The 24,047-nt window shown below is 38.3% G+C and carries 25 protein-coding genes; 1 reads left to right on the top strand and 24 read right to left on the bottom strand.

Annotation, left to right across the window (positions count from 1 at the left end; translation table 11 throughout):
* Window positions 1-10 precede the first annotated feature (10 nt).
* The 12 genes from dinG to LDX58_RS07520 form a co-directional block, all read right to left on the bottom strand.
* Window positions 11-2,824, bottom strand: a complete 2,814-nt coding sequence (gene dinG / locus LDX58_RS07575) for an ATP-dependent DNA helicase DinG (protein WP_227936224.1) — start codon at window positions 2,822-2,824, stop codon at window positions 11-13.
* Between the two features lie 36 nt (window positions 2,825-2,860).
* Window positions 2,861-3,829: a tetratricopeptide repeat protein gene (locus tag LDX58_RS07570; RefSeq protein ID WP_227936223.1), complete on the bottom strand. Its 969-nt coding sequence runs from the start codon at window positions 3,827-3,829 to the stop codon at window positions 2,861-2,863.
* Window positions 3,830-3,892: 63 nt separating this feature from the next.
* A complete protein-coding gene (gene panD, locus LDX58_RS07565; RefSeq protein WP_227936222.1) occupies window positions 3,893-4,276 on the bottom strand; it encodes an aspartate 1-decarboxylase in 384 nt (127 codons plus the stop codon).
* An 11-nt stretch (window positions 4,277-4,287) separates the two neighbouring features.
* Window positions 4,288-5,130 carry a pantoate--beta-alanine ligase gene (panC, locus tag LDX58_RS07560; protein WP_227936221.1) on the bottom strand — a complete coding sequence of 281 codons (843 nt, stop codon included), beginning with the start codon at window positions 5,128-5,130 and terminating at the stop codon, window positions 4,288-4,290.
* Window positions 5,127-5,966, bottom strand: coding sequence for a 3-methyl-2-oxobutanoate hydroxymethyltransferase (panB, locus tag LDX58_RS07555; protein ID WP_227936220.1), 840 nt, complete (start codon window positions 5,964-5,966; stop codon window positions 5,127-5,129). The genes panC and panB overlap by 4 nt, the downstream gene beginning before the upstream one ends.
* Before the next feature lie 288 nt (window positions 5,967-6,254).
* Complete coding sequence (locus tag LDX58_RS07550) at window positions 6,255-7,235, bottom strand: biotin--[acetyl-CoA-carboxylase] ligase (RefSeq protein ID WP_227936219.1); 981 nt, start codon at window positions 7,233-7,235, stop codon at window positions 6,255-6,257.
* A 3-nt stretch (window positions 7,236-7,238) separates the two neighbouring features.
* Window positions 7,239-8,366 carry a CCA tRNA nucleotidyltransferase gene (locus LDX58_RS07545; protein ID WP_227936218.1) on the bottom strand — a complete coding sequence of 376 codons (1,128 nt, stop codon included), beginning with the start codon at window positions 8,364-8,366 and terminating at the stop codon, window positions 7,239-7,241.
* A 10-nt stretch (window positions 8,367-8,376) separates the two neighbouring features.
* Window positions 8,377-9,504: an N-acetyl-alpha-D-glucosaminyl L-malate synthase BshA gene (gene bshA / locus LDX58_RS07540; RefSeq protein ID WP_227936217.1), complete on the bottom strand. Its 1,128-nt coding sequence runs from the start codon at window positions 9,502-9,504 to the stop codon at window positions 8,377-8,379.
* The gene (gene bshB1 / locus LDX58_RS07535; protein ID WP_227936216.1) at window positions 9,494-10,219 is read right to left on the bottom strand and encodes a bacillithiol biosynthesis deacetylase BshB1; all 726 of its coding nucleotides are present in this window, start codon (window positions 10,217-10,219) and stop codon (window positions 9,494-9,496) included. The genes bshA and bshB1 overlap by 11 nt, the downstream gene beginning before the upstream one ends.
* Window positions 10,206-10,622: a methylglyoxal synthase gene (locus LDX58_RS07530; protein WP_227936215.1), complete on the bottom strand. Its 417-nt coding sequence runs from the start codon at window positions 10,620-10,622 to the stop codon at window positions 10,206-10,208. Before LDX58_RS07530 ends, bshB1 begins: the two co-directional genes overlap by 14 nt.
* Before the next feature lie 113 nt (window positions 10,623-10,735).
* Window positions 10,736-11,536, bottom strand: a complete 801-nt coding sequence (dapB, locus tag LDX58_RS07525; protein WP_227936214.1) for a 4-hydroxy-tetrahydrodipicolinate reductase — start codon at window positions 11,534-11,536, stop codon at window positions 10,736-10,738.
* On the bottom strand, window positions 11,529-11,873 hold the full coding sequence (locus LDX58_RS07520) for a nucleotide pyrophosphohydrolase (RefSeq protein WP_227936213.1): 345 nt from the start codon (window positions 11,871-11,873) through the stop codon (window positions 11,529-11,531). Before LDX58_RS07520 ends, dapB begins: the two co-directional genes overlap by 8 nt.
* A gap of 149 nt (window positions 11,874-12,022) precedes the next feature.
* Here LDX58_RS07520 and LDX58_RS07515 point away from each other — a divergent pair, with 149 nt between their 5' ends.
* The gene (locus LDX58_RS07515; RefSeq protein WP_227936212.1) at window positions 12,023-12,895 is read left to right on the top strand and encodes a YitT family protein; all 873 of its coding nucleotides are present in this window, start codon (window positions 12,023-12,025) and stop codon (window positions 12,893-12,895) included.
* 47 nt (window positions 12,896-12,942) lie between these two features.
* Here the strand turns inward: LDX58_RS07515 and LDX58_RS07510 are convergent, their stop codons facing one another.
* The 12 genes from LDX58_RS07510 to LDX58_RS07455 form a co-directional block, all read right to left on the bottom strand.
* Window positions 12,943-13,620 carry a zinc metallopeptidase gene (locus LDX58_RS07510; protein WP_227936211.1) on the bottom strand — a complete coding sequence of 226 codons (678 nt, stop codon included), beginning with the start codon at window positions 13,618-13,620 and terminating at the stop codon, window positions 12,943-12,945.
* A gap of 118 nt (window positions 13,621-13,738) precedes the next feature.
* Complete coding sequence (gene ypjB, locus LDX58_RS07505) at window positions 13,739-14,527, bottom strand: sporulation protein YpjB (protein ID WP_227936210.1); 789 nt, start codon at window positions 14,525-14,527, stop codon at window positions 13,739-13,741.
* A gap of 154 nt (window positions 14,528-14,681) precedes the next feature.
* Entirely contained in the window at window positions 14,682-15,281 is a 600-nt protein-coding gene (gene lhaT / locus LDX58_RS07500; RefSeq protein WP_227936209.1) for a lipoprotein heptaprenylglyceryl N-acetyltransferase LhaT, read from the bottom strand.
* 74 nt (window positions 15,282-15,355) lie between these two features.
* A complete protein-coding gene (locus LDX58_RS07495; RefSeq protein ID WP_227936208.1) occupies window positions 15,356-16,138 on the bottom strand; it encodes a menaquinol-cytochrome c reductase cytochrome b/c subunit in 783 nt (260 codons plus the stop codon).
* Between the two features lie 92 nt (window positions 16,139-16,230).
* Window positions 16,231-16,902 carry a menaquinol-cytochrome c reductase cytochrome b subunit gene (gene qcrB, locus LDX58_RS07490; protein ID WP_227936207.1) on the bottom strand — a complete coding sequence of 224 codons (672 nt, stop codon included), beginning with the start codon at window positions 16,900-16,902 and terminating at the stop codon, window positions 16,231-16,233.
* A gap of 15 nt (window positions 16,903-16,917) precedes the next feature.
* Window positions 16,918-17,418, bottom strand: coding sequence for a Rieske (2Fe-2S) protein (locus LDX58_RS07485; protein WP_227936206.1), 501 nt, complete (start codon window positions 17,416-17,418; stop codon window positions 16,918-16,920).
* 235 nt (window positions 17,419-17,653) lie between these two features.
* Window positions 17,654-18,115 carry a YpiF family protein gene (locus tag LDX58_RS07480; RefSeq protein WP_227936205.1) on the bottom strand — a complete coding sequence of 154 codons (462 nt, stop codon included), beginning with the start codon at window positions 18,113-18,115 and terminating at the stop codon, window positions 17,654-17,656.
* Window positions 18,116-18,249: 134 nt separating this feature from the next.
* Window positions 18,250-18,798 carry a ReoY family proteolytic degradation factor gene (locus LDX58_RS07475; RefSeq protein WP_227936204.1) on the bottom strand — a complete coding sequence of 183 codons (549 nt, stop codon included), beginning with the start codon at window positions 18,796-18,798 and terminating at the stop codon, window positions 18,250-18,252.
* A gap of 104 nt (window positions 18,799-18,902) precedes the next feature.
* Window positions 18,903-20,156 (bottom strand): tetratricopeptide repeat protein, encoded by a 1,254-nt coding sequence (locus LDX58_RS07470; RefSeq protein ID WP_227936203.1) that lies wholly within the window; start codon window positions 20,154-20,156, stop codon window positions 18,903-18,905.
* Between the two features lie 126 nt (window positions 20,157-20,282).
* Entirely contained in the window at window positions 20,283-21,242 is a 960-nt protein-coding gene (locus tag LDX58_RS07465) for a hypothetical protein (RefSeq protein ID WP_227936202.1), read from the bottom strand.
* Between the two features lie 359 nt (window positions 21,243-21,601).
* A complete protein-coding gene (gene aroA / locus LDX58_RS07460) occupies window positions 21,602-22,894 on the bottom strand; it encodes a 3-phosphoshikimate 1-carboxyvinyltransferase (RefSeq protein ID WP_227936201.1) in 1,293 nt (430 codons plus the stop codon).
* An 11-nt stretch (window positions 22,895-22,905) separates the two neighbouring features.
* Window positions 22,906-24,003 carry a prephenate dehydrogenase gene (locus LDX58_RS07455; RefSeq protein WP_227936200.1) on the bottom strand — a complete coding sequence of 366 codons (1,098 nt, stop codon included), beginning with the start codon at window positions 24,001-24,003 and terminating at the stop codon, window positions 22,906-22,908.
* Window positions 24,004-24,047 lie beyond the last annotated feature (44 nt).

Below are 24,047 nucleotides of genomic sequence, written 5' to 3'. Positions count from 1 at the left end.
CTCCATACTTTTACATATAGTCTTGAAATTGTTCGAGCAAATTTTCCAATTGATCTTCATAAACAGGTACATCTGGTAAGGAACGAATAAATTGTTTTCCATAGCGAGACGTCGAAATTCTCCGGTCAAAAACAAACACGACTCCACGATCGTCAGCTGTTCTAATTAAACGGCCAAATCCTTGTTTAAAGCGAATAATAGCCTGTGGTAATGATATTTCCATAAATGGGTTCTGTCCGTCTTTTTTTGCCTTTTCAAATTGAGCCTGCAGCAACGGTTGATCCGGTGGAGAAAAGGGTAATCTCACAATGACCAATGTTCTTAATTCATCTCCAGGAAGATCAATGCCTTCCCAAAAACTACTTGTGCCAAATAGAGTAGCTTGAGTACTTTGCTTGAACATTTTCATTAATTTTGCTCTGCTTCCACTTGTAATACCTTGACCAATAAGCTGATACAAACCAAATTCATTGAAATCTTTAACATGATAATAAACTTGTTTAAGCATTTCATATGAAGTAAATAAAACTAACATTTTCCCTTTAGAGACTTCCATTAATCTCCATAACTTAATCGCTACCTCAACTGCAAACTCTTCTTCCTTAACGTCTTTAATTGCAGGAATATCTTTAGGTAATAGAACTCTAACTTGGTCCATATAGGAAAAAGGCGAAGGAATAATCGATGTCTTCACTCCAAAGTCTGTCAATCCTAATCGTTTTTCTTGATAACGAAATGTCCCATTCACCGATAAAGTAGCAGAGGTGAGCACAACACTTTTCTTCTTCGTAAAAAAATGATCAGCAAGTAAGTCAGATACATCAATTGGTTTACTAAAAAGAAATGTCGCATTCTTTGCTCCTCTTGGTTCAATCTCAATCCAATACACAACATTCGAATCACACTCAAGTAACATCTCATAAAGAACTTGTTCTTCTTCATATAAAGAGTCGATAACACTTTCTATATCAACAACAAACCCTCTGTCTTTATACGTCATGTCATCCCGAATATCTTGAAATGGTTTTAACCATCGTTTGAGTTGTTGTAAGCAATCTTTTGTTTGCATATGAATACGCATCGCACATTCTAAAATCGCTTGCCAATGCGAGTTATTTTCCGCATAACTTTCAAAACGATAACGAAAGCGACCTACATCACTCGAACTCGTTTTCTGCTTTTGCATGACATATCCATGAAGCATCCGAAATAACTCATCCATTTCTTCTTTTAAGCTTATAATTTTGAACGAAAGGTCCTCAGCTTTAACAGCGATCTGATAGTTCTCAATCAAATGATTTAACGTTTTCAACATATCCGCTTCTTGATTCAGTCCCATCCGTTGAAACAAATAGGAGAATGTTAAAAAGTCGGTTTTCGCTCCTAAATGATCACTTGCCGTTTCTTCTAAATGATGCGCCTCATCAATTACAGCATGAGTGTAAGCGGGCAATAACCTTTGCTCATGAACCAAATCGGTACACAAAAGAGCATGGTTTGTAATAATTAAATTGGCTTGTTGTGCTCTTTTCCTAGCTCGATGATAAAAGCAACGAGAAAACCATGGACTATAACGCCCTAAATCAGAAGCTGCATCACTTTGAATTTCAAACCAAAACCCTCTCCCCCCCGAAGGTAGATTTAATTCTTCGATATCGCCCTGGTCCGTTTCCGTTAGCCAAATTAGTAACAAAGCTTTCGTTAATAAAACATCATAACTATCTGAATCAATTGAAGTAAGAGATTGTTCAAATTTTCTTAAGCATAAATAATGACTTCGGCCTTTTAACAAAGCTGCATCCACATGGAAGGGAAGCATTTTTTTAAGTAAAGGCAAGTCACGGGCTAGTAACTGTTCTTGCAACGGTATCGTTTGCGTACTAATGACAACTGGCTGGTTGTTCTCGTGAGCATAGAAAGCCGCAGGTATCAAATAAGCAAGGGACTTTCCTGTACCCGTTCCTGCTTCAATCATTTTATGTTCATTTTGTTGAAATGCTTCATCTACTTCTTTCATCATTTGTCGTTGTCCTGGTCTTAATTCATACTTTGAAAAAGCTAGTTCCATCTTCCCATCTTCTTCAAATAAAAAAGAAGAGTAGTCAGCAAAAGTGAAACAAGAATCTGAATCAACTTCTCGCTGCTCTTCAACTGTTTTTTTTAAGGCCAATTGACGATAGCAATCAAAATACTTTTCATCATTTATCCCATTTATCATTTTTTTATGAATGAAACTGGTTAATAAAGGTTCTAAATCACTTTTAAATCTTCTTGATAAAGGAACCAATTGTTGAAGGGTCAATAATGGTAATTTTTTTAATTTATGTATTAAAGTCAAAAAAAGAGTTGCCGTAACCTCCGCATCACTATCCGCCTGATGAGGACGTTCATGAGAAAAGCCAAGTTGTTCAGCTAACTGATTTAATTTATAGCTTTCCTGTTGAGGTAATAAGATCCTTGATAATTCAACCGTGTCAAAAACAGACATCTTAGGAAATTGATAGCCTTCTAACTCGATCTGCGTTCTTAGAAAAGACTCATCAAAGTCCACATTATGTGCAACAAAGGAACTCCCTTCTAATAACTCGAGGAAATCAGGTATGATTTCATGAAAAGAAGGGGCATTTGCTACATTAGCATCAGAAATACCCGTTAAATCCTCAATAAAGGGAGGAATGGATTGACCAGGATTCACAAACGTAGCAAACGTTTCTACCACCTCACCATTTTCTATAACAACAGCGCCTATTTGAATGACTCTGTCTCCTTTTACAACTGAATGTCCTGTTGTCTCAACATCAACCACAGTATAGCGTTCTTTCATTTTTCCACCTCTATTTAAACGACCCTACTCCTTTAATTACAGTTCATGTACTTCTGTCCAAGTGTCCCCAAGCCAATGAAGCGATTTTCTAATATCATTGTTACCCGGATCTAGAAGAAGTACTTCACGGAAAAATTTAAGAGCGCTCTCCTTATTATCAATTAGAGCATAGTTCCAAGCTAAACCATGCAAAGTAGGAATCGTCTCCCCATGTTTTTCCTGAATTCTTTTATAACAATGTATAGCTGCATAATGATAACCATGCCATTCACAGACATAGGCCAATGAAAGCAAAGCCTCTTTTGATTTCAACAAGTGAATACTTGTTGTCCAAGATGCCCACGCTTCATCCTTTTTTCCAGTTTCCCATTGGCAACAACCTAAAAAGAACAAGGCTTCACCATCTTCAGGTTCTTCTTCGCAATAAGCCATAAAATATTCTTCAGCGAGATGAAACGTTTCTTCAAAAAAATAGCATACTCCTAAATTATACACGACATCAGTCGTTAACGTAAGTTGTTTGGCTGACTGGAAAGAAACAATCGCATCCTGAACACGCTCTTCTTGAGTTTGCACACAACCTAAGCCAATATAAGCAAAGTGCTTAATATGTGGATGTGGACTAACTTGTACCAAATATAAAAAGGTTTCTCTAGCTCTTGCCATTTGATTTGAAAAAAGCAAAGCATAACCTAGATATAACCTACGTAATAGATCTTTTTCTCCAATTGTTTTTTCTTTTTCAAGTTCATCACTCGCTTGTTCAAACATCTCTAATTCGTACAACCATGTACCTTTAGATCTAAACGAAATTAAATCATTTTTACCGACTACATCACGCAAATCATTAATCTTTTCATCCATTTCTGTCCATGTATCTAAAAGCGTGCCTGCTGTTTCTTCTAAATAATTTATCTGCTCTTTCTGTTCTTCTTCGGACATCAGTGTCCATTTTTTCTCTGTCTCTTTAAAAATGGTTTGCCATGAAGATAACCATTCATTCAAAAAAACCCCTCCTCTACAAACGCTTATCTAAAGTGTTCATCGAAGAGGAGAGGAATATGCGAATTATAGAACGGTAGAAGCTGGCTCTGCATGTAACATTTCAACAATTTGATTATGCTCATTCATAATAGCTACTCTCGGTTTATGTTCTTTCACTTTTTCATCAGCCACAAGAGCATAAGAAATCACAATTATTACATCACCTTCATGGACAAGCCTGGCAGCTGCTCCATTTAAACAAAAAACATTACTGCCTCTAGGTCCCTTAATCACATAGGTTTCAAACCTAGCACCATTATTATTGTTAACAATTTGTACTTTTTCATTTTCTAAAATGTCGACAGCATCCATAATATCTTCATCAATGGTTATACTACCAACATAATTTAAATTCGACTCCGTTACACGTGCACGGTGAATTTTGGCTTTCATCATTGTACGGTACATGGTAGTTCCTCCTACGCTTCAATTATATAATTATCAATTAAACGAGCATTTTGATAAAAATAAGCAATCGCAATGATAATCGAACCTGTTAATGTTTTCGTTTCATTAAGACTTGGAAAGCTAAGAATCGTTAAATAATCTAGCTGACCAGACCCCTTATCTAAACGAGCCTTCATTTGATCTAAAACACGATCGCGATTTTTCTCTCCAGATTTAATAATTTCAGCTCCAATCTGGAGCGTTTCATATAGAAATGAAGCTTCTTGCCGTTCTTGTTCTGACAAATAAACATTTCTTGAGCTTTTTGCTAGTCCATCCTCTTCGCGAATGGTCGGGCGAGCAATAACCTGAACAGGTAGATTAAAAGCTGAAACCATGTTCATAATAACAGCAATTTGTTGCGCATCTTTTTGACCAAAGAAAGCTTTATCTGGTTGAATAATCTGAAATAATTTCATCACTACCGTCGCTACACCATCAAAGTGACCAGGCCGACTTGCCCCACAAAGGACATCCACACCTTTGATCACATGAATCGTCATTGGCATTGCCTCAGGGTACATTTCTTGAACAGATGGATAAAAAATGATGTCCGTACCAGCCTGCTTAGCGAGACGTTCATCCCTTTCGAAATCCCTAGGATAGCGCTCTAAATCTTCATTTGGTCCAAATTGTAACGGATTGACAAAAATACTAACAACGACAAGATCATGCTTTTCTCTAGCTGCCTCAATCAAACTTAAATGGCCTTCATGCAAAAAACCCATTGTCGGGACAAAACCGACTGTCTGTCCCGTTTTTCTTGCCAAAGTGACTTGTTGTCTCATCTCTGCAATGGTTTCAATGACTTTCACGAATGAACTCCCCCATATAGTCCTCTAAGTTCCTCTTCACTCATCGTAAATGAATGATCTCGTGTTGGAAATCTTTTTGTTTTGACCTCATCCACATATGATTTAAGCGCCATTCCAATAATTGGTGAAACTTGGGCATAGTTTTTTACAAACTTTGGCACGTGAACATCGCCGTAACCTATTACATCATGATATACAAGTACTTGTCCGTCAGTATCGACTCCAGCTCCTATCCCAATAATAGGGATATCACAAGCTTCTGAAAGCATTGCCCCTACCTGCTCTGGAACGCATTCTACTACAATGGCAAAAGCACCCGCTTGTTCTAATGCCTTAGCATCAGCTACAAGAGTACGAGCTGATGCAGCATCTCTTCCTTGAACTCGATAGCCGCCTAGAACACCTACCGATTGTGGAGTCAATCCAAGATGTCCCATAACAGGAACCCCAGCAGCTGTTAGCTTTTTGATAGTCTCAACGACATCGCCAGCACCTTCAAGCTTAACAGCACTCGCTCCACCTTCTTGCATCAATCGTCCAGCGTGCTTAAGTGTGTCTTGAATGCTTGAATGATAAGTGAGAAAAGGCATATCTGTTACAATAAACGTATTTGGAGCACCACGGCGACTTGCTTTCGTATGAAGCACCATGTCATCAATGGTCACAGGTACAGTTGAATCATAACCGAGTACGACCATTCCAAGTGAATCCCCAACAAGAATCATATCTGTTCCAGCTTCTTCAACAAGTCTAGCTGCTGGAGCGTCATACGCAGTCATCATCGTAATCTTTTCTTGTTCCCTTTTCATTTTCGAAAAATTTGCTGTTGTTTTCATTGTCATTTTCCTCCTTATAAGGAGGGCCTCAAATCACGATAAACGTCAGAACAAAAAAGAAAAAGGATTACCCCACAAGATTCGTACACCTTGAGCACAGAGGTAACCCTTACAGCCTTATGGCCAATCTTAAGAACCATTTCAAGTTAAGAAAAAGTTTCTAACGTTTATGTTATGAACCCCTCTGTCCTAGTCCAAGCTGGATCAAGGCAGATCCGTATATAAATTAGTTGTTCGGTGCAGTTCCAAAAAGGATACCGCCCATTGCCAAAATTATAACAGTAACTTTTATATTTGGGAAGCAATTTCAATATCAGCTGAATAAATGTGATGTGTCTTTCCTTGTTCATCCTCAAGTAATAAGATACCATCGTCTGTAATCCCTTTGGCATATCCATAAATCACTTCACGTACCGTTCTAGCATAAATATACGTACCAACACTGATGGAATGAGTTTCCCACAGAGCTTTAATGGGACGAAAATCTTCTGTTAGATAAATGTCATATAATTGTTCAAATTCATTTAATATCGCAGAAATCACTCGTGCTCGTTCAACTGTTTCTTTTTTTTCAATCGCTAAAGAAGTTGCGAGCTCTCGAATGTCAGGATCAAAATCTTCTTCCTTTTGATTGACATTGAGACCTATACCAATAATAACTGAATGAACTCTATCTGGATCTGCTTGCATTTCCGTTAAAATACCAACAAGCTTTTTTCCATTAATTAAAATATCATTAGGCCATTTAATTTCCGAATTAACACCTATTTCCTTTTTTAACGCACGTACAACGGCTACAGCGGTTAATAATGTAAGTTGAGGTGTTTTTTGAGGCGGTAACTCGGGGCGTAAAATAATACTCATCGCCACGCTTGTTCCCGATCTTGAATGCCATTTTCGACCAAGTCGCCCTTTTCCAGCTGTCTGCTCATTGGCGATCACGACATGTCCCTCCTTCACACCATTATGAGCCAACTTTTGGGCAACAATTTGAGTGGATTCCGTCGCATCAAAATAGGTGATCTCCATCCCAAGACGAGTCGTTTTCAGTCCTACTTTAATTTCATGTGAATGAATGCCATCTCCTTTACTCACTAGTCGATAGCCTTTTCTAGGTGCTGATTCTAATATATAACCGTTTTTTCTTAATTCATCTATATGTTTCCATATGGCCGTTCTCGAGCAACCTAATTGTTGACTGATCTTTTCGCCTGATACAAATTCTCCTGGGTGATCAGCAAAGACCTTCAAAAGTTTTTCTTTTAGCAATGCTCACACCTCCTTTAATGCGTCGATAATTTCGAACTTTTCATTCAGACATTTCCGCTCTACAACTAGCTTCTCTGCTAAAAGCAACCTATCTTTAAGCCAAGGACCTTGTTCTCTTTTAAACTCCTGTAATAGGTCTTTCCCCGTGATTGCTAGTTCTGCCCGACTATGTATAGGCAGTGATTGCCAAATAGAATTCAACTCACATTCATCCTGTCTCGGGAGTCCTCGCAAAAATCGCAATTTCTCAACATCTTGAGCGACTTTAATTGACGAATAATATAAATCTATACTCGTCCAACTATGCTTCTCTCTTTTTTGATTAAAGGAAAGCCTCACTTTAACAGCTCGTAGCAGATCATTAGAAAGACATAATTGCTTTAATGGTTCTTCATTTTTATAATCCATACACAGACAAAAGGCAGTCCAACAAATGATCTCTGATTGATCTGCTAAGGACTTCAGAGTTAATAACTGTTCTAGCGCTTTTGGATTTAGAGAAAGTCTTGGTATTGACTTATACAAACCGGTTTCTAATAATAAAAAAAAAGCTTGATTACGGTATGTTCCTTTTAGAATCTTAATCCATTCTTTGACAACTCTCTCAACAGCTACTTTTTTAATGTCAGAATGGTTGTCTGTGATTGTTGTAAGAAGATCAGAGTCTATCGTAAATCCAAGTTCGCTCATGAACCTAGCGACCCGTAGCATTCGCAGGGGATCTTCTATCATTCGAGTTTTAGCATCAAACGATCGTAGCCGTTTTAAAGATAGATCTTGCTTACCATTTACTACATCTATCAAAACACCTTGTTCATCCATGGCCAAACTGTTTATAGTCAAATCCCTACGCATCAAATCCTCTTCAAAACGAGCACCTCGAAGCGTGGTTACTTCAAACAGTTCCTGACCCACTCTTACTAGGACGGTCTGATGCTGATTGTTCATTTGAACTGTTTTCTCAAATAGTTCTGAGACTTCTTTTGAGGTAGCAGTTGTCACAATATCTACATCAGCTATTTTTCTACCTAAAAAGAGATCACGAACCGCGCCACCAACAATATAGGTTTGATATCCGTTCTGATTTAATTTATGAATAAGCGTTCTCGCTTCAATCCATTCTTGTACCACAGTCTTTGCCTCATTTCTGCAATACTTTTTTGTACAGGTTCTCATATTCAGACACAATGATCTGAGAGTGAAAAACAGATCTCACATGCTCAATTGCCCGCAATGAGAAAGCAGCATAACTCGAATTATCTGATAATAACATAATCGCCTTGTCAGCCACACATGTGACGTCGCCTACATCGCATAAATAACCAGTTACGCCATCTGTTATGACCTCTGGGATTCCTCCTGCATTTGTTCCTATAACTGGAACGCCACAAGCCATTGCTTCTAATGCGACGAGTCCAAAGCTTTCTTTTTCGCTTAAAAGCAACATCAGGTCGCTCATAGAAAGCAATTCTGCAATGTGCTTTTGGTTTCCTAAAAACAACACCTGATCTTCAATCTCAAACTCTTTTACCAGTTGTCTAGCAACCGCTAATTCTGGTCCATCCCCAATTAGAAGTAATTTTGATTTCACTTTTTTTGAAATTAAAGCAAAGCTTTTTACGATATCAGGAACACGTTTGACTGGACGGAAATTGGAAATATGGATGATCACTCGTTCATCTTTAGCTATTTTGTAATGAACTTTTAACTCTTCTACATCACGTTTTGTATAAACTCGTTCATCGATGAAATTATAAACAGTTTCAATTTCTTTTTCGGTTGGAACTAATTCTCTTGTTTGAGTCACTAAATCATTTGATACCGCTGTGACAAGATCAGACTGTTCAATTCCAAACTTAATTATATCTTTTAAGGACGGATCATAACCTAATACCGTTATATCTGTCCCATGCAATGTTGTAATAATTTTTAAATTGTTACCAAGCATCTGTTTAGCTAAAATAGCACAGATCGCATGCGGGACGGCATAGTGGACATGGATTAGATCTAACTTTTGTCTCTTAGCCACTTCTGCCATTTTACTTGCAAGTGTTAAATCATAAGGTGGATATTGAAACACAGAATACTGGTTGACTTCAACCTCATGATAATAAATATTCGGATACACTCGATCTAAACGAAACGGTACACTTGACGTAATAAAGTGTACCTCGTGCCCTCGTTCTGCTAATAACTTGCCTAACTCTGTTGCAATGACACCTGAGCCACCTACAGTAGGATAACAGCTAATACCGATTTTAAGTTTCATTGTCACGATCCTTTCCCGCAAAGAAATCCGTAACAATGATTGGTTTGGAACTCATAAATCCTTCTGCAAAAGGCACACCCACTTCATTTCCGAATAAACGTTCCCTCGCTTCAACAACCGCTATGTAATCATTCGTTAATGGCGTATCAATAGAATCGTCTGTCTTCACAAACTGACTTTTATAAGCTAATAACGCTTGTATTTTTTTATCCATAAAATGAGTAACATCGACGACAAAGTCAGGATGTTGATATCCGTTAATAAAATAATAAAAAAGGTTCAGAGGTCGATAGGCTTTCAACTTGCTCGCACACTGATATTTTTTGATTCCTGCATTGAATACAGCTTCCTCAACAAGTGTGGCACAAGCGCCGTGATCTGGATGCCGATCCTCTTTAAAAGGGGCAAAGACGATCGTTGGCTGAAGCTCTCTAATGACGGAAACCAATTCCGATAGCTGTTGATCTGAAACCGTCTTAAGTCCACGATCAGCCAATGTTAATTGAATCGGAACGTCTACACCAAGAACGGCACTAGCACGTTTGGCTTCTTCCTGTCTAATTTCCACTGTCCCATTCGAAGATAATTCTGCTTTTGTTAAATTGCAAATCCCAACACGATAACCAGCTTCTACATATTTAGCTAATGTTGCACCCATCCCAATTTCAACATCGTCAGGATGAGCACCAAAAGCAAGAATATCAAGCTTTCCCATTAAGCTCATCCTTATCTTCTTCTCTCCAAGCAAAGTCCCCTCGATCTAAACCTTTTATTAACACCTCAGCTGTTCCTAAGTTTGTGGCGAGAGGAACCTTACGCACATCACATAAACGAATAAGTGCTGTGACATCAGGCTCGTGAGGTTGAGCAGTCAAAGGATCTCGGAAAAATAAAATTAAATCGAACTTATTCTCAGCGACGAGTGCCCCTATCTGCTGATCGCCCCCCAGTGGTCCGGATTTAAATCGAGTAACATTTAATTTCGTAGCTTCCATGATTCTCGTTCCTGTTGTTCCCGTTCCAAATAGTTCATGCTTAGCTAATATTGCTTCATAAGCAATCGTAAAATGAATCATTTCCTCTTTTTTCTGGTCATGTGCAATTAAGGCGATTCTCATCCAACTTCCCCCTTTAATTAGGTCAAACTAGTTATAAGACGAACACTAAAAATCCTTTTGTCGAATGAATGGTTGTACGTACACCATCAGAAAATAGTAAAATACACGCTCTTTTACTCGATAATATGTTCTAACCCATAAACAAGCGTATCAATCTTCAGCACAGACTCAACAGCTAATTTAACACCGGGCATAAACGACGTTCGGTCAATTGAATCATGGCGAATCGTTAACGTTTGACCAATTCCTCCAAAAATCACTTCCTGATGAGCGACAAGTCCAGGTAACCTAACACTATGTATGCGCATCCCTTCAAAATTAGCCCCTCGAGCCCCCTCTAATTCTTCTGTTTCGTTCGGATGCCCTTGTAGTTTTTGTTCACGTACCTCCGCAATCAATTGAGCGGTTTTCACTGCTGTTCCAGAAGGAGCGTCTAACTTGCGATCGTGATGGCGCTCAATTATTTCAACATTAGGTAAGTACTTCGCAGCCATCTGTGAGAATTTCATCATAAGAATAGCACCAATAGCAAAATTGGGGGCAATAATCGCTCCAAGCCCTTTATCTTCTGCAATTGTTCGTAGCTCAGTTATATCTGCTTCTGTAAATCCAGTTGTACCAACAACAGGTCGTACACCATTTAGAAAAGCTGTCTCCATATGTTTTTTCCCAAAAGCTGGAGCTGTTAAATCAATTAGTACATCGACATCAAGCTCTTCAAAACATTTTTGCATATTTGTGAAGACAGGAACATCAATCCCATGGAAACCTTCAACCTCACTTAAGCTCTTTCCTTCATGTCTAGAATCCACAACAGCAACCAGCTGAAAGTTTTCCGTATTGGTAACCATATTCACCGCTTCTTTCCCCATATTCCCCCGCGGCCCTGCTACAACAATTTTTATATTATTCATGAGTCATTTCTTCTCCTTCTTTTCTTGTCCACCGATCTTTATCTCGGACTTCAAATTTTTTCATAACAAGATCAAACGCTTCTTCTAAGTCAATATTCAGCGAATTTGCAAAACAAATTAATACAAACAGAATATCACCCATTTCCTGCTCCATCGTGTTTGCTTCTTCTTCAGACTTCTTTGGTTTTTCTCCATAAAAGTGATTAACCTCACGAGCCAGTTCACCTACTTCTTCACTCATTCTAGCAAGCATAGCTAGAGGACTGAAATATCCTTCTTTAAACTGGCCTATATATGTATCCACATTTTCTTGCATTTGTTTCAGGGATTTATCCATTTGACACTCACCTCGACTTTCTTCACATCTATGTTAGCGAATTGTTAACCGTTTGACAAATATAAGTTCTCATAACATTTGCCGTTCGATTACTCTTTCTATATAATAGGCATGAAATTCCATTTTTTATTTTTTCACAGGAGGGCTTCATGGCTTACAAGGTTCATGTTAAAAATATTCTTTTTATTCTGCTTGGTTCTGCAATATTATCATTTGGTCTTGTATATTTTAATATGGAAAATAATTTAGCAGATGGCGGCTTTACAGGTATTACTCTTATTCTTTATTTTATCTTCCTGATCAATCCAGCTATTTCCAACCTCTTATTAAATATTCCCCTCTTTTTTATCGGTTGGAAAATTCTAGGGAAGGTGACGTTTATCTATACCATTATTGGAACAGTAGGCGTTTCTATATTTCTCGAAATTTTTCAGCGCTTTCAGGTGATAAGCATTCCTCTACATGATGACATGACCCTCGCTGCTTTATTTGCTGGAGTGTTCATCGGTGTCGGACTCGGTATTGTTTTTAAATATGGTGGTACAACAGGCGGAGTTGATATTATTGCAAAACTCGGTTTTAAATATCTTGGTTGGAGCATGGGAAAAACGATGTTCATGTTTGATGCACTAGTTATTGCAACCTCACTTATCTATTTAAATTACCGTGAAGCCATGTATACCCTTCTTGCCGTGTTCATTGCTGCTAAGGTGATTGATTTCATACAACAAGGGGCGTATTCTGCAAAAGCTTCTCATATTATTTCTGATAAAGTTCCTGAAATAGCTGCCACAATCATGAAAGAGATGGATCGAGGCGCAACCATTTTAAAAGGAAAAGGAAGCTTTACTGGTACAGAAAAGGAGATTCTTTATTGTGTTGTTGGTCGTAACGAACTCATTCGCTTAAAGACATTAGTTGAGCGGATTGACCCTCACGCTTTCGTAACCGTTAACGATGTACAAGATGTGATAGGAGAAGGGTTTACTTTAGATGAAAACAAGAAACCCCTTAGAGAATAAAATGGTGCGTTATAAAAAAATCTTGGAGCTTGAGCCCCAAGATTTTTTTAATCATCGTTATTCATTCCGATATACATTAAGATAAAACGAGCTAGCTCTAATAAAGCAACAAGTGCACCAGCAACATAAGTTAACGCTGCAGCATTTAACACTTTTCTCGTATCTCGTTCTTCATCATTACGAATCACACCAGATGAAACAATTTGTTCCATTGCGCGACTTGACGCGTTAAATTCAACTGGTAATGTCACCAATTGGAAAAGAACAGCAGCTGCCATTGCGAAAATACCTAGTAAAATAAAACCAGAAGCTCCCATTAACATACCAGCTAAAATCAAGAAGAAGGAAGCGTTTGACCCAAAACTTGCAACAGGAACTAATGCGTGGCGAAAACGTAAGAACGCATACTCTTCTGCATCTTGCATGGCATGACCGACTTCGTGAGCTGCTACAGCTGCACCAGCAACCGATGTACCATAATAGTTGTCTGTTGATAAGCGTACAACTTTTGAACGAGGGTCGTAGTGGTCAGTTAATGTACCGCGAGTTTCTTCGACTTTTACATCATACAAGCCATTCTCATCTAAGATTTTTCTGGCAACTTGTGCACCTGTTAATCCTGATGAAGCATGAACTTTGGAATACTTACGGAAAGCTCCTTTTACTCTTGATTGCGCCCAAATTGGAATAATGAGTAGCAGGATAAAGTAAATCAGAAAAACCATCGAATAAACCACCTCTATGTGTATTTCTTATTATTAGTTTAGATTGAACATCGGACAAAGTCAAACAAAAACACCTTTATCACAGTAGTTTCAGGCAGCTCTCCACAATTTTGTCACATTACTCTTTAACCCGTACTTTTTGCTTTTCCGCTCTGTATTTTTTCCATCCTACATAAGAAAGGGACATGATGATCATACCACCAATTGTGAACATGACCCACCAAAGAGAAGGATCAGCACTATCTTCCTTAATTCTTTGATAGAGATCCATCCACTCTTCTTCCATTATTTCTAGATGAGACATCACCTTATCTTCATCTAAGCTTTCAGTTCTTATTCGTTCTAAAAAAGTAATTTGAGAATCAATCCTTTGCAAATGCTGTGGTTCAATGTCAATGAATAAGGCAGGTCTAATCATATCATAATGGCGTTGGAATTCATTAAATCGATGTTGGAATGCTTGAGTTTCCCCCTGCTCAATTGCCTCTTTCATCGTCGTTATTGCACTCATGACCGATTTTTCAGAATGCAACCATAAAGGGTGATGATCACTAGACAAAGCATCAATGGCTAAACGAAAAGCGGTTACCGTAAAGATTCGTTGATCCAAAGGCATCTCTATAGCCGTTACTGCCTCGACTGCTTTTTCAAATGAGCTCGTAACGGTTCTTAATGAGCTCATTGTTATTCCTTCTTCTTGAAAATCAACTTCTAAAAAAGAAACAGAAAAATAATCCAACAATTGCTTTGCTTCTTCAAAATTCTCTTGCTTCACTAACTGAAGGATTTGGTCTGATGTGTGATTTAATTCTTTCCATGTATGTAGGGATGTCGTCTCCTCGGCATGAATACTTTGTGGAACACTGAAAAGAAATACGACTATCAATAGGATGATTACTTGACGCATGTTTGTCCCTCCTTCTTCTATTTCCATCCTATGAAGAGATGGACAAGAGTAGACCAATTAAGAGAGACAAACTGTCAAATAGTTGGAGTTAAACTTTTTCTAGTTGGAATTAGCTCTGTGAACAACAACCTTGATCTTTACTATGTGACCTATATCAATTTAATTCTAGCGTTTCTCTACTTTTACGCACTCCAATCATATATACAAGTAAAATCGAAAATACACTAAGCCAAAAAGTGAAATAACCAATCAGAGTTATTTCTGGAAGCAAGCGCGGAGAAACCCACGGATGCATCATAAACACATAGTCAATGATATCATTATGTAATGTCCATCCAGCTGCAACGAGTAAATGCCAAGGTTTCATTCGGTAATACGGGGCATAAAGGATTGCTTGTAGCGCCATTCCTGCGTGGGAGAAAATAAGCATATAATTTTTCCAGTTTAGCGGATCACCAACCCAACTACCAGCCACATTCATCACTACAGCCCAAATTCCGTATTTAATTAATGTAACAGCTGCAAACGCCTCCATCATTGGCCAATTTCGTCTCAGCAAAAATGTCATCAAGACAAAAACAAAAAACAAACTTGCCGTCGGACTATCGGGCACAAAAATGATAAAATGGGCTGGCGTCTGATTTAACTGTCCTCCATACCACATATATCCGTAGATCGTACCTGGAATGTTGATAAGTAGCAATAATAAAATCATCCATTTTTGACCAAAAAAATGTAGCAGATAAATTTTCATCGTTATTCCTACCTTTTATGTTTTGTCTGTAAATCGTAAAGAAAAAAGCTGACTGAAACAGTCAGCTTTTTCTCTTATTCTTCTTCAGGATGACCATGTGCTGCGATGTATTCAGCAAGAATCTCAAGTTCTTCATCTGATCCAGCAAACAATCCAGCTGGCATAGCCCCTTGACCGTTAACGATTGTATCCATTACTTCTTCAGCAGTTTTCTCTGTTTCTAGTAATGACGGGCCACCAGCTCCGCCTGCCATCGTATCACCGTGACAACCAATACATGATGCTTGCGCAGAGAAAATTTCATATCCCTCGGCCTCAGTATTGATATCTGCCTCTTCAACAATTGCTCCCTGTTCAGCAGCCGCTTCCCAGTCATGTTGATCTACAGATTCCCAAGTTAAATAAAAAACTGAGATAAACCCTAAAATCATCATGCTTGTTGCAATCGGACGTCTAAATGGTCGACGCTCTTTCCCTGTATCTAAGAAAGGTGCAAGTAATAACCCACCAAAAGCAAGACCAGGCATAACAATTGTACCGATGACATTATAGTCACCAGAAGCATATGAGTATTTCAATAATTGATACAAAAATAAGAAGTACCAGTCAGGCAATGGAATATATCCTGCATCAGTTGGATCTGCCATACGCTCAAGCGGTGCTGGGTGAGCCACTGTGAGGAGAAGATACCCCATTAAGAATACCGCACCAACCATCCACTCTTTCAAGAGGAAGTTTGGCCAGAACGCTTCTGTTTTACCTGGATACTCCGAGTAGTCTTTAGGTATATTAGGTTTGCGATTATTTGCCTTGACACGAGAGTCACCGACAAACTTCATCCCTTTACCACGTTCCATCTCGTTCCCTCCTTTTCATTTGTCTGCAAGTATGTACAAAAGAAACTATTTAACAACTTTAAACCACAGTTCTTTTGACAGCCTTAAAAGATTTACAACGGACCAGAAATACCTTGTTTACGGATCATGTAGAAGTGAGCCGCCAGCAAGCCGAGTAATGCTGCTGGTAAGAAGAAGACATGAATCGCAAAGAAACGTGCAAGAGTAGCCGCACCAATAATATGGCCACCAGCCAACAACGTTTTTGAGAATCCACCAACAATCGGTATACTTTCTGCAATTTGAAGAACAACCGCTGTTGCAAAGTATGCCTTCATATCCCAAGGTAATAAGTAACCCGTTACTCCTAGCGCAAGCATAACAAAGAAAATAAGGACACCGACTACCCAGTTTAATTCACGAGGCTTCTTATACGATCCTGTAAAGAAGACACGCAATGTGTGTAAAAACATCATAACAATAACTAAACTTGCACCCCAGTGATGCATTCCACGTACGATTACACCGAAAGCGACTTCATTTTGTAAGTATGCTACTGATTGATAAGCGTTGACAATATCTGGTACATAATACATCGTTAAAAACATTCCAGATAATATCTGAATCACCGTAATGAAAAAAGTTAATCCTCCAAAACAGTAGACGAACGCAGAGAAGTGGTGAGCCGGGTTAACGTGCTCAGGTACTTCGTGGTCAGCAATATCGCGCCACATAGGCGTAATATCAAGACGCTCATCAACATAGTCGTAAATTTTTTGAAGCATCGATTACGCCCCTCCTTATGTTCGTTGATTAATTTGACCTACGTAAACTTTTCCGTCTTCCACAACAACATCGTAGACATCAAGTGGACGTTGTGGCGGTGTTCCTGGAATATTGATACCATTTTCATCAAACATTCCGAAATGACACGGACAAAAGAATCGTTCTGGATGTTCTTCGTTCGTTCCATACGCCACTGTACAGCCTAGGTGAGTACACTTTGGTGATAATGCCATTACTTGGTCATCACGGATATAAATGTACGCTTCGTTTGTAACTTCAGATTCATACCAAACGTCGACTTGCTCAAATGTGAATTGGAATTTTTGAGGTACCTCAGTTAAATCCGCAACATCACATACATATTTCATATCTGTTTCTGCTCCAGCCTTTAAAGCTGGGTCAAGCGCAAATCGCGCCATTGGCATTAACATACCTGCTGCCATAAAGCCGCCAACACCTGTAAGTGTGTATGTCAAAAATTGTCGTCGCGAAACTCTGTGGTCTCTTTCACTCACTCGTTTTCCCCCCCTTACTTAATAAGGTAGACCCAAAAATGGGCATTATTAAACACATATTATACTAGGACATACCCATGATAATATAATGAGACTCAATAAGCAACATTTTCCGCAATTTGGCACAAAATCGGCATAATTAATGTGATGAAACTTATTGTTCTGCGTTTTCAATGTTTTTTAGCATGTAATACAAATAAATTTTTCCAAGGTAATGATTAAATCGCCCGAAAATTTATCGACTTTGCCACTTATTTGTCATAATCGGAATGATTTGCTTAATTTGATCCGTGATTACATTGCGTCTATAATCGGCTTCCATATGTTCAAGAGGAATCGTTGGTAACCAAAGCAGCATGCCGTCTAACTCATCCTCTATACTCTTCCACTCACTATCTGATGTTAAATAAATAATATGGTTCACTCCACCAACTTTTAATTCCTTTTCCCAATTACGGATGCGTTCAAGACGACCAGGCTTTCCTTCACTTTTTAAGTAGGAGAACACGGGAAACTGAACAACCCTTCCATGAAATTGTTTCTCGACCTCAGATGCAATAATCGAGATGAATTCTCCCATCGCAACCGTTTGTTTAATTTCTTTTTCCCACGATACCGGGATTAATGAAACGAGAGCTGTATCAACGTATTCCTTTGCCTGCAAGTATGTATCCATCTCAGTAGCTTGCCATTTCATTTGTATACACCCCTTCTAATAACATTCGACTTTTATTTTAACGGTTAATCGGACAACACACAAATAAAAAAGGATGATTCAGGCGGTCATTTTTATTTGACCTGACGAATCATCCATCATTTGAACCATCTTCTCTATTTAGTTTCACCTAATTGCTGTAACTGTTTAACTAATGATGAAAAGGTCGCCTCATCTTGTTGATCCAAAGCGTGATCAATTGCTGTTAACAGTTGTTCTTTTCTAAATTTAAGGATCGAACGGTCTAACAATTGTTCAGCCTCTTTTTGAAAAGCGACCGTCAGTTCAATATTCTCAGGAATGTGAGGATTATCTTCAAGAACGACTAGATACGGTGGATAGTGTTTTGCTCCGTTAAAATGTAGTTCAATATAAATTTCCTCATTTTGATTCAAACGAATATCATGAAATGCTTTTTCAGCATCAGTCGTTATATGCTTTTCTTTATGGAAAGAAAATGGTATAGTATCGACCCCTTTTGCTGAGATAATTAAAGCTTTAGGAGTATGCGCTGCCTGTTCAACAAAGTGAACTCTTCCCATTAATTCATCATCACTCATCAAGTAATTTAACAACCAAGCGCACTCACGACGTTTCAACTCAAACTGTTGCAAGAAACATTTAAGGAACTCTTTTTTGTCTACAACTGGAATGATGTTGCCCACGCTTCATCCCTCCTTAAGATCTTCTCATTTCATAGGTATTCATAAAGAAGTTTGTATGATGATATATTCTCTAAAAATAGTTATATTCCTTTTTTTGCAGAAATTTAATCTAGGCTCTCGAGCAACTCGATCATAACAGCATGATCTGGTTGAAAGGTTAAATACTGTTGAAACTTCTTCTTAGCTTCTTCCCTCATTCCAAATTCCAATAAAAAGTAACCATACTCTTCTAAGAAATCGATATCTTCTTGAAAATGAAGCTCAATCTCTGTGTAACACTTGTATGCTTCCTCGAATTCATCTAACTCTTTTAAAGCCGTAGCCTCATACCACGTATAAAGCGTGTCTTCTTCACTAAATTCTCTCATATGCGTCATTAAATCGAGTAACTCTTCAAATAAGCTATTATGTTTAAAATAAGCTGCCAAGGTTTGAACGGCATCAACATTCGATGGGTTTAACGCAATGACTTTTCGTAAAAACAGCTCCCCTTCATCCGGATTTTGGCGCTTAAAGCTTAACTTTCCCGCATGTACGTATAGTTGTTCATTATACTCATCCACCTTAATTCCATTTTCCAATGTCTCAAGAGCATCATCTAATCTGCCTTCCGCCTCATACGCTTTAGCTAAATAAGGATACAAACTAGAATAGTCCGAATCTAACGATAGCAATGACTCTAATTGTTCAATCGCAAGGATCATATCTCCTACTTGGTACGCAGTAAACCCATAACCAAATAGTGCATTCGGTTCTGCACGATTCTTAATTCCTTCCTTGTAATAAGAAAGTGCATCTTCAAATTGACCACTAGCACTATAGGCTTCAGCTAATAGTAATTCTACTTGAACATTAGGGATTGCTTCGGTTGCATGAACAGCTTTTTTTAAATACGGAATGCTTTTTATGTAATCCCCACGCTCTAAATAAAATTCCCCAAGCCCATAAGAAATAATCGTTTCATTTGGAGCTTTTTGGGCAGCAAGTAATAATTTTTGTTCAGCCACTTCATCTAGAGATTGCATTTGATACAAATCAGCAAGTAATAACTGTGCTTGTAAAAAAGCTGGATCGCTTTCTTTAATTTCTAGAAGTAACTCAATTGCTTCATCTTCTTGATCCAAGTCTATAAGCAACTCTGCTGCCAAAGCGTATAAACTCCCTTCATCAGGATAAAGCATTAGCAATTCGTCGATTATTTTTTTGGCTTTATCTATATGTCCTAGTCCATGATAGACCTCAGCAATATCATATTTCATCTGGTGATCTGCTTGCTTTTCCATTTTAGCAAGTTCTCTTAGTCCTTCTTCAACACTACCGTTCTCAATATCTTGTATTACTTTTTCAATCACATTCATGTATAATTCCTCCAATGTTTAAAAACCATGATTCACACTTCGACACTAAAAACACATACGACCTTCGATTAGAGAAAGAAAAACCACCATTCTATTGAATGACGGTTTCAATGTCCAAGTGTAAAGTCAACTTCCACTAGATTGTTGAAATAGTTGATCGGTATCTGAGGCTTCTGATAATGACAAAAATCTTCCTGGTCTAACCACCTCAACTAACCGTCCAAATCCGGGCCTGAGTGAAATTGTGTCATTTGATTTTACAATTTCACCTTTCATCACAACAATAACCGGTTCTTTCTTATGATAAACATTCTGATCTTCCCATGCAACTTTTTGTTCTATAAAATGATGATTATTTTTGTTTTCTTCATGAAAAAGCAAATAATCTGCATCACTGCCATTTAACAGCGTTCCTTTACGTGGATATAATCCAACTTTTTGTAACAATGGTTTAGTCCAACTCTCCAATGGTTGTAGTGAAGTTGCAGTGTGAATCTGAAAGGTTGCACAATGTGTCTCCCACTCTTTTGTCAGGACATTTTCAAGCTTCATAGATGAAGGTTCCATCACTGGAATGAGGACAATTGGATACGTTAATAAAGTTTGTGATAAATGTGTCCACGGGAGTTTTCTAATTTCATTGAATGATTGAATTTGAATTCGTAGAAAAGGAATACGTAAATTTTGACATAATCGCAATACAGAAGTCCGCAACAAATTAATTGGTAAAGTGAGTCCAATTACAAAATCTAGTGTACTACTCGCTAATGCATGTTTCGACCGTTTGAATTCGGCCTCAATTTGTTTTTCATATTTCACTAATGGGGCAACAGTAACAGTAGTAAAACCTTTTGTAATTAATTGAGTTTGATGTTCTTGAAAATCTCGAAAGTTCAAACAGTTTAACATCTGATCATCAAAAGTGATTCTTCCATTTGTCATTAGTGTACCATTCATCGCTACACGGCTTTTATTCCATTTATCAAAAGTAGAAGTTGTATATTGGATTTGCCCATCTTTAATTAAATAGGAACGTAGTGTATTTACTTCTTCGTCTACTTTTGTCGCTTTGTCTAATAAGTACATCTCTTATTCCTCCTACAGCTTGATATAGACAAGCTATGAGAAAAATTAGCAAAACAGAACAACAAATCGAAAAAATTAATTTTCCATTCATAATTTTCGCATTACTCTATTGACATCTTTCAAGATCTAGTTATAATAAGAATTAAGCGTATGGTTTCTCTCCACTCCTATCCATACAACTTTTAGCCTTTGCTAAACTCCTTATTGAAAACGCTTACGTTTTCGGTGAGGAGCTTTTTTTATTCGTAAAATGATGTTCATTATTTTTTATTCCAGTCAATAAAAAAATTTAGATTTCCGATTTTTATAAAGAAAAGAGGACTTAAATCAAGTTATGACCTAAATCCCCTTGTGGCTTGTTACTTGCTTTGTAATTTCTCAATATCGTTAAAAAAGGTAGGGTAGGAAACAGCAATGGCCTCGCTACGCTCGATCATTACCTCTTCATTAGCGATAAGACCAGCAATAGCCATCGCCATGCCAATCCGATGATCTCCAAAACTACTCACCTTCGCCCCGTTTAAAGGTGTACGACCTTCAATCATCATTCCGTCCTCTGTTGCTTCAATACTTGCTCCTAGCTTCTTTAGCTCACTAACGACAGTATCAATTCGGTTGGTTTCTTTAACTTTCAATTCCTCCGCATCGCGAATGATCGTTCTACCTTCGGCTTGCGTTGCTAGAACAGCAATAACTGGAATTTCATCAATTAACCTTGGAATAAGATCTCCACCAATTTCAATTGCTTTTAGATTGGAAGTAGAAATAGTGATATCAGCAATTGGCTCGCCACCAGCCATTCTTTCATTTTCAATAGAAAGGTTTGCCCCCATTTGCTGTAACACATCGATTATACCAGACCTTGTAGGGTTCAAACCTACATTCGTTAAAGTGATATTACTATTTGGAACAATAGCTCCGGCAACTAAGAAAAAGGCAGCTGAAGAAATATCCCCTGGCACAACAATATGTTGCGCGGTTAGCGCTTGTCCGCCCTCTACTGAAACAGTTAAGCCATCGCGCTTTACTTCGACTCCATACGCTTCAAGCATTCTTTCTGTGTGATCTCTAGACAGGGCCGGTTCACTTACAGATGTTGTTCCTTCACTTTGCAATCCAGCTAAAAGAATACAAGACTTCACCTGTGCACTTGCAACTTTCGATTGATAGGCTATTCCTTTTGTTGCTCCACCACGTATTGATAGAGGCGTGTAATTTCCATGATCACGACCGTCAATCGTTGACCCCATACTACGCAAAGGTTCTGTTACACGCGCCATCGGACGCTTAGCAATCGAGTCATCACCTATTACAACCGAGTGAAATGGGCGAGTTGCTAAAATACCAAGCATTAAGCGAGTTGTCGTTCCTGAATTCCCTACATCTAGAATGTCACTCGGTTCTGATAAGCCATCCCATCCATTTCCTTCAATCGTTACCTTTTCTCCATCTTGTTCGATTGTCACACCTAACTTCTTAAAACATGCAATCGTACTTAAGCAGTCTTCTCCTGGTAAGAATCCTTCAACTGTCGTCGTTCCGTTTGCAATTGCACCAAACATAACAGCGCGATGTGAGATCGACTTATCCCCAGGAATTTTAACCGAACCATTTAAACCAACTTTGATTTGACTAACAATAGCGCTACTCATCTTATTCCTCCTCACAAAATATACGTATCGTACATTTCTTGTTGTAAATGAATTTGAGCTCTTTCCCGGTCTTCTTCAGAACGAAAACTTAACCGTAGAACCCCCATAATATCTTCTCTTGTTTCTAAAATACGAATATTGGTTAAACTGATTTGATGCTGAGAAAGAATTCCTGTTACATCTGAAATGACACCTGGATGATCTGGAACATCCACAAACAAATCGTAGAAAGATGGAATAGCCCCTTTTTCTCTTACAGGGAGCCCATCCCGAAAATCTTTAGCGTCTTGAAAATAAGTATGTATCGCCTCGGCAGTTTCCTCCTCAATTAAGGTTTTAATATAGTCCATTTCTCTCGTCCAAGATTCAAGTAACTGTAATAAACTCTCTTTATTATGTAAAAGGATATCCCTCCAGATCGTAGGGTTCGATGATGCGATCCGAGTGATATCACGAAAGCCCCCAGCAGCTAACCTTGAAACAAGTGGGTCTTCTCCTTCTATTTTCGCAATTTGATGAACAAGACTAGCAGCAATCACATGTGGAAAATGACTGATAGCTCCAACTAATCGATCATGTTGCTGAGGAGTTAACTCAATAAAGGTCGCTTTTGTCCCTTTCAACCAATTTTGAAGTTGAATAATTAAACGCAAATCCGTTCCTTTCACAGGTGTTAAGATATAAAATGCATTCTCAAATAAATGGGCTCTAGCAGCCTCCACACCCGTTTTATGAGAACCTGCCATTGGGTGACCCCCAATAAAAGTTACGCCTTTTTCTTTCAGACAAACAGCTTGTTCGACGATACGCCGTTTTGTACTACCAACATCAGTAACAATAGCCCCAGCTTTCAAGCTATAAAGTGTAAGCTCTTGAATAAATTGTTCTGTCTTAATAACCGGAGTAGCGAAAATAATTAAATCTGCTTCCTTAACCCCTTCTTCGATCGTAGAAGCTACTTCATCAATAATTTTTAAAGATAAAGCTACTTTTAACTGCTCTTTTGAAATGTCAAAGCCGCGGATATGGACATCATGCTCTCTTCGTATCGAAAGAGCAATCGAACCACCAATTAACCCGAGACCAACGATGAAAACCGTTCGCTTCATTTTAAGCTCCCTTCAGCAACTCTTAAGAAAAAACGCCCTTCAAT

The sequence above is a fragment of the Alkalihalobacillus deserti genome (assembly GCF_020734105.1).
GTDB lineage: Bacteria > Bacillota > Bacilli > Bacillales > Bacillaceae_D > Halalkalibacter > Halalkalibacter deserti.
Note: the sequence above shows the minus strand (reverse complement) of the source record. Positions and strands in the feature narration are given on the sequence as shown.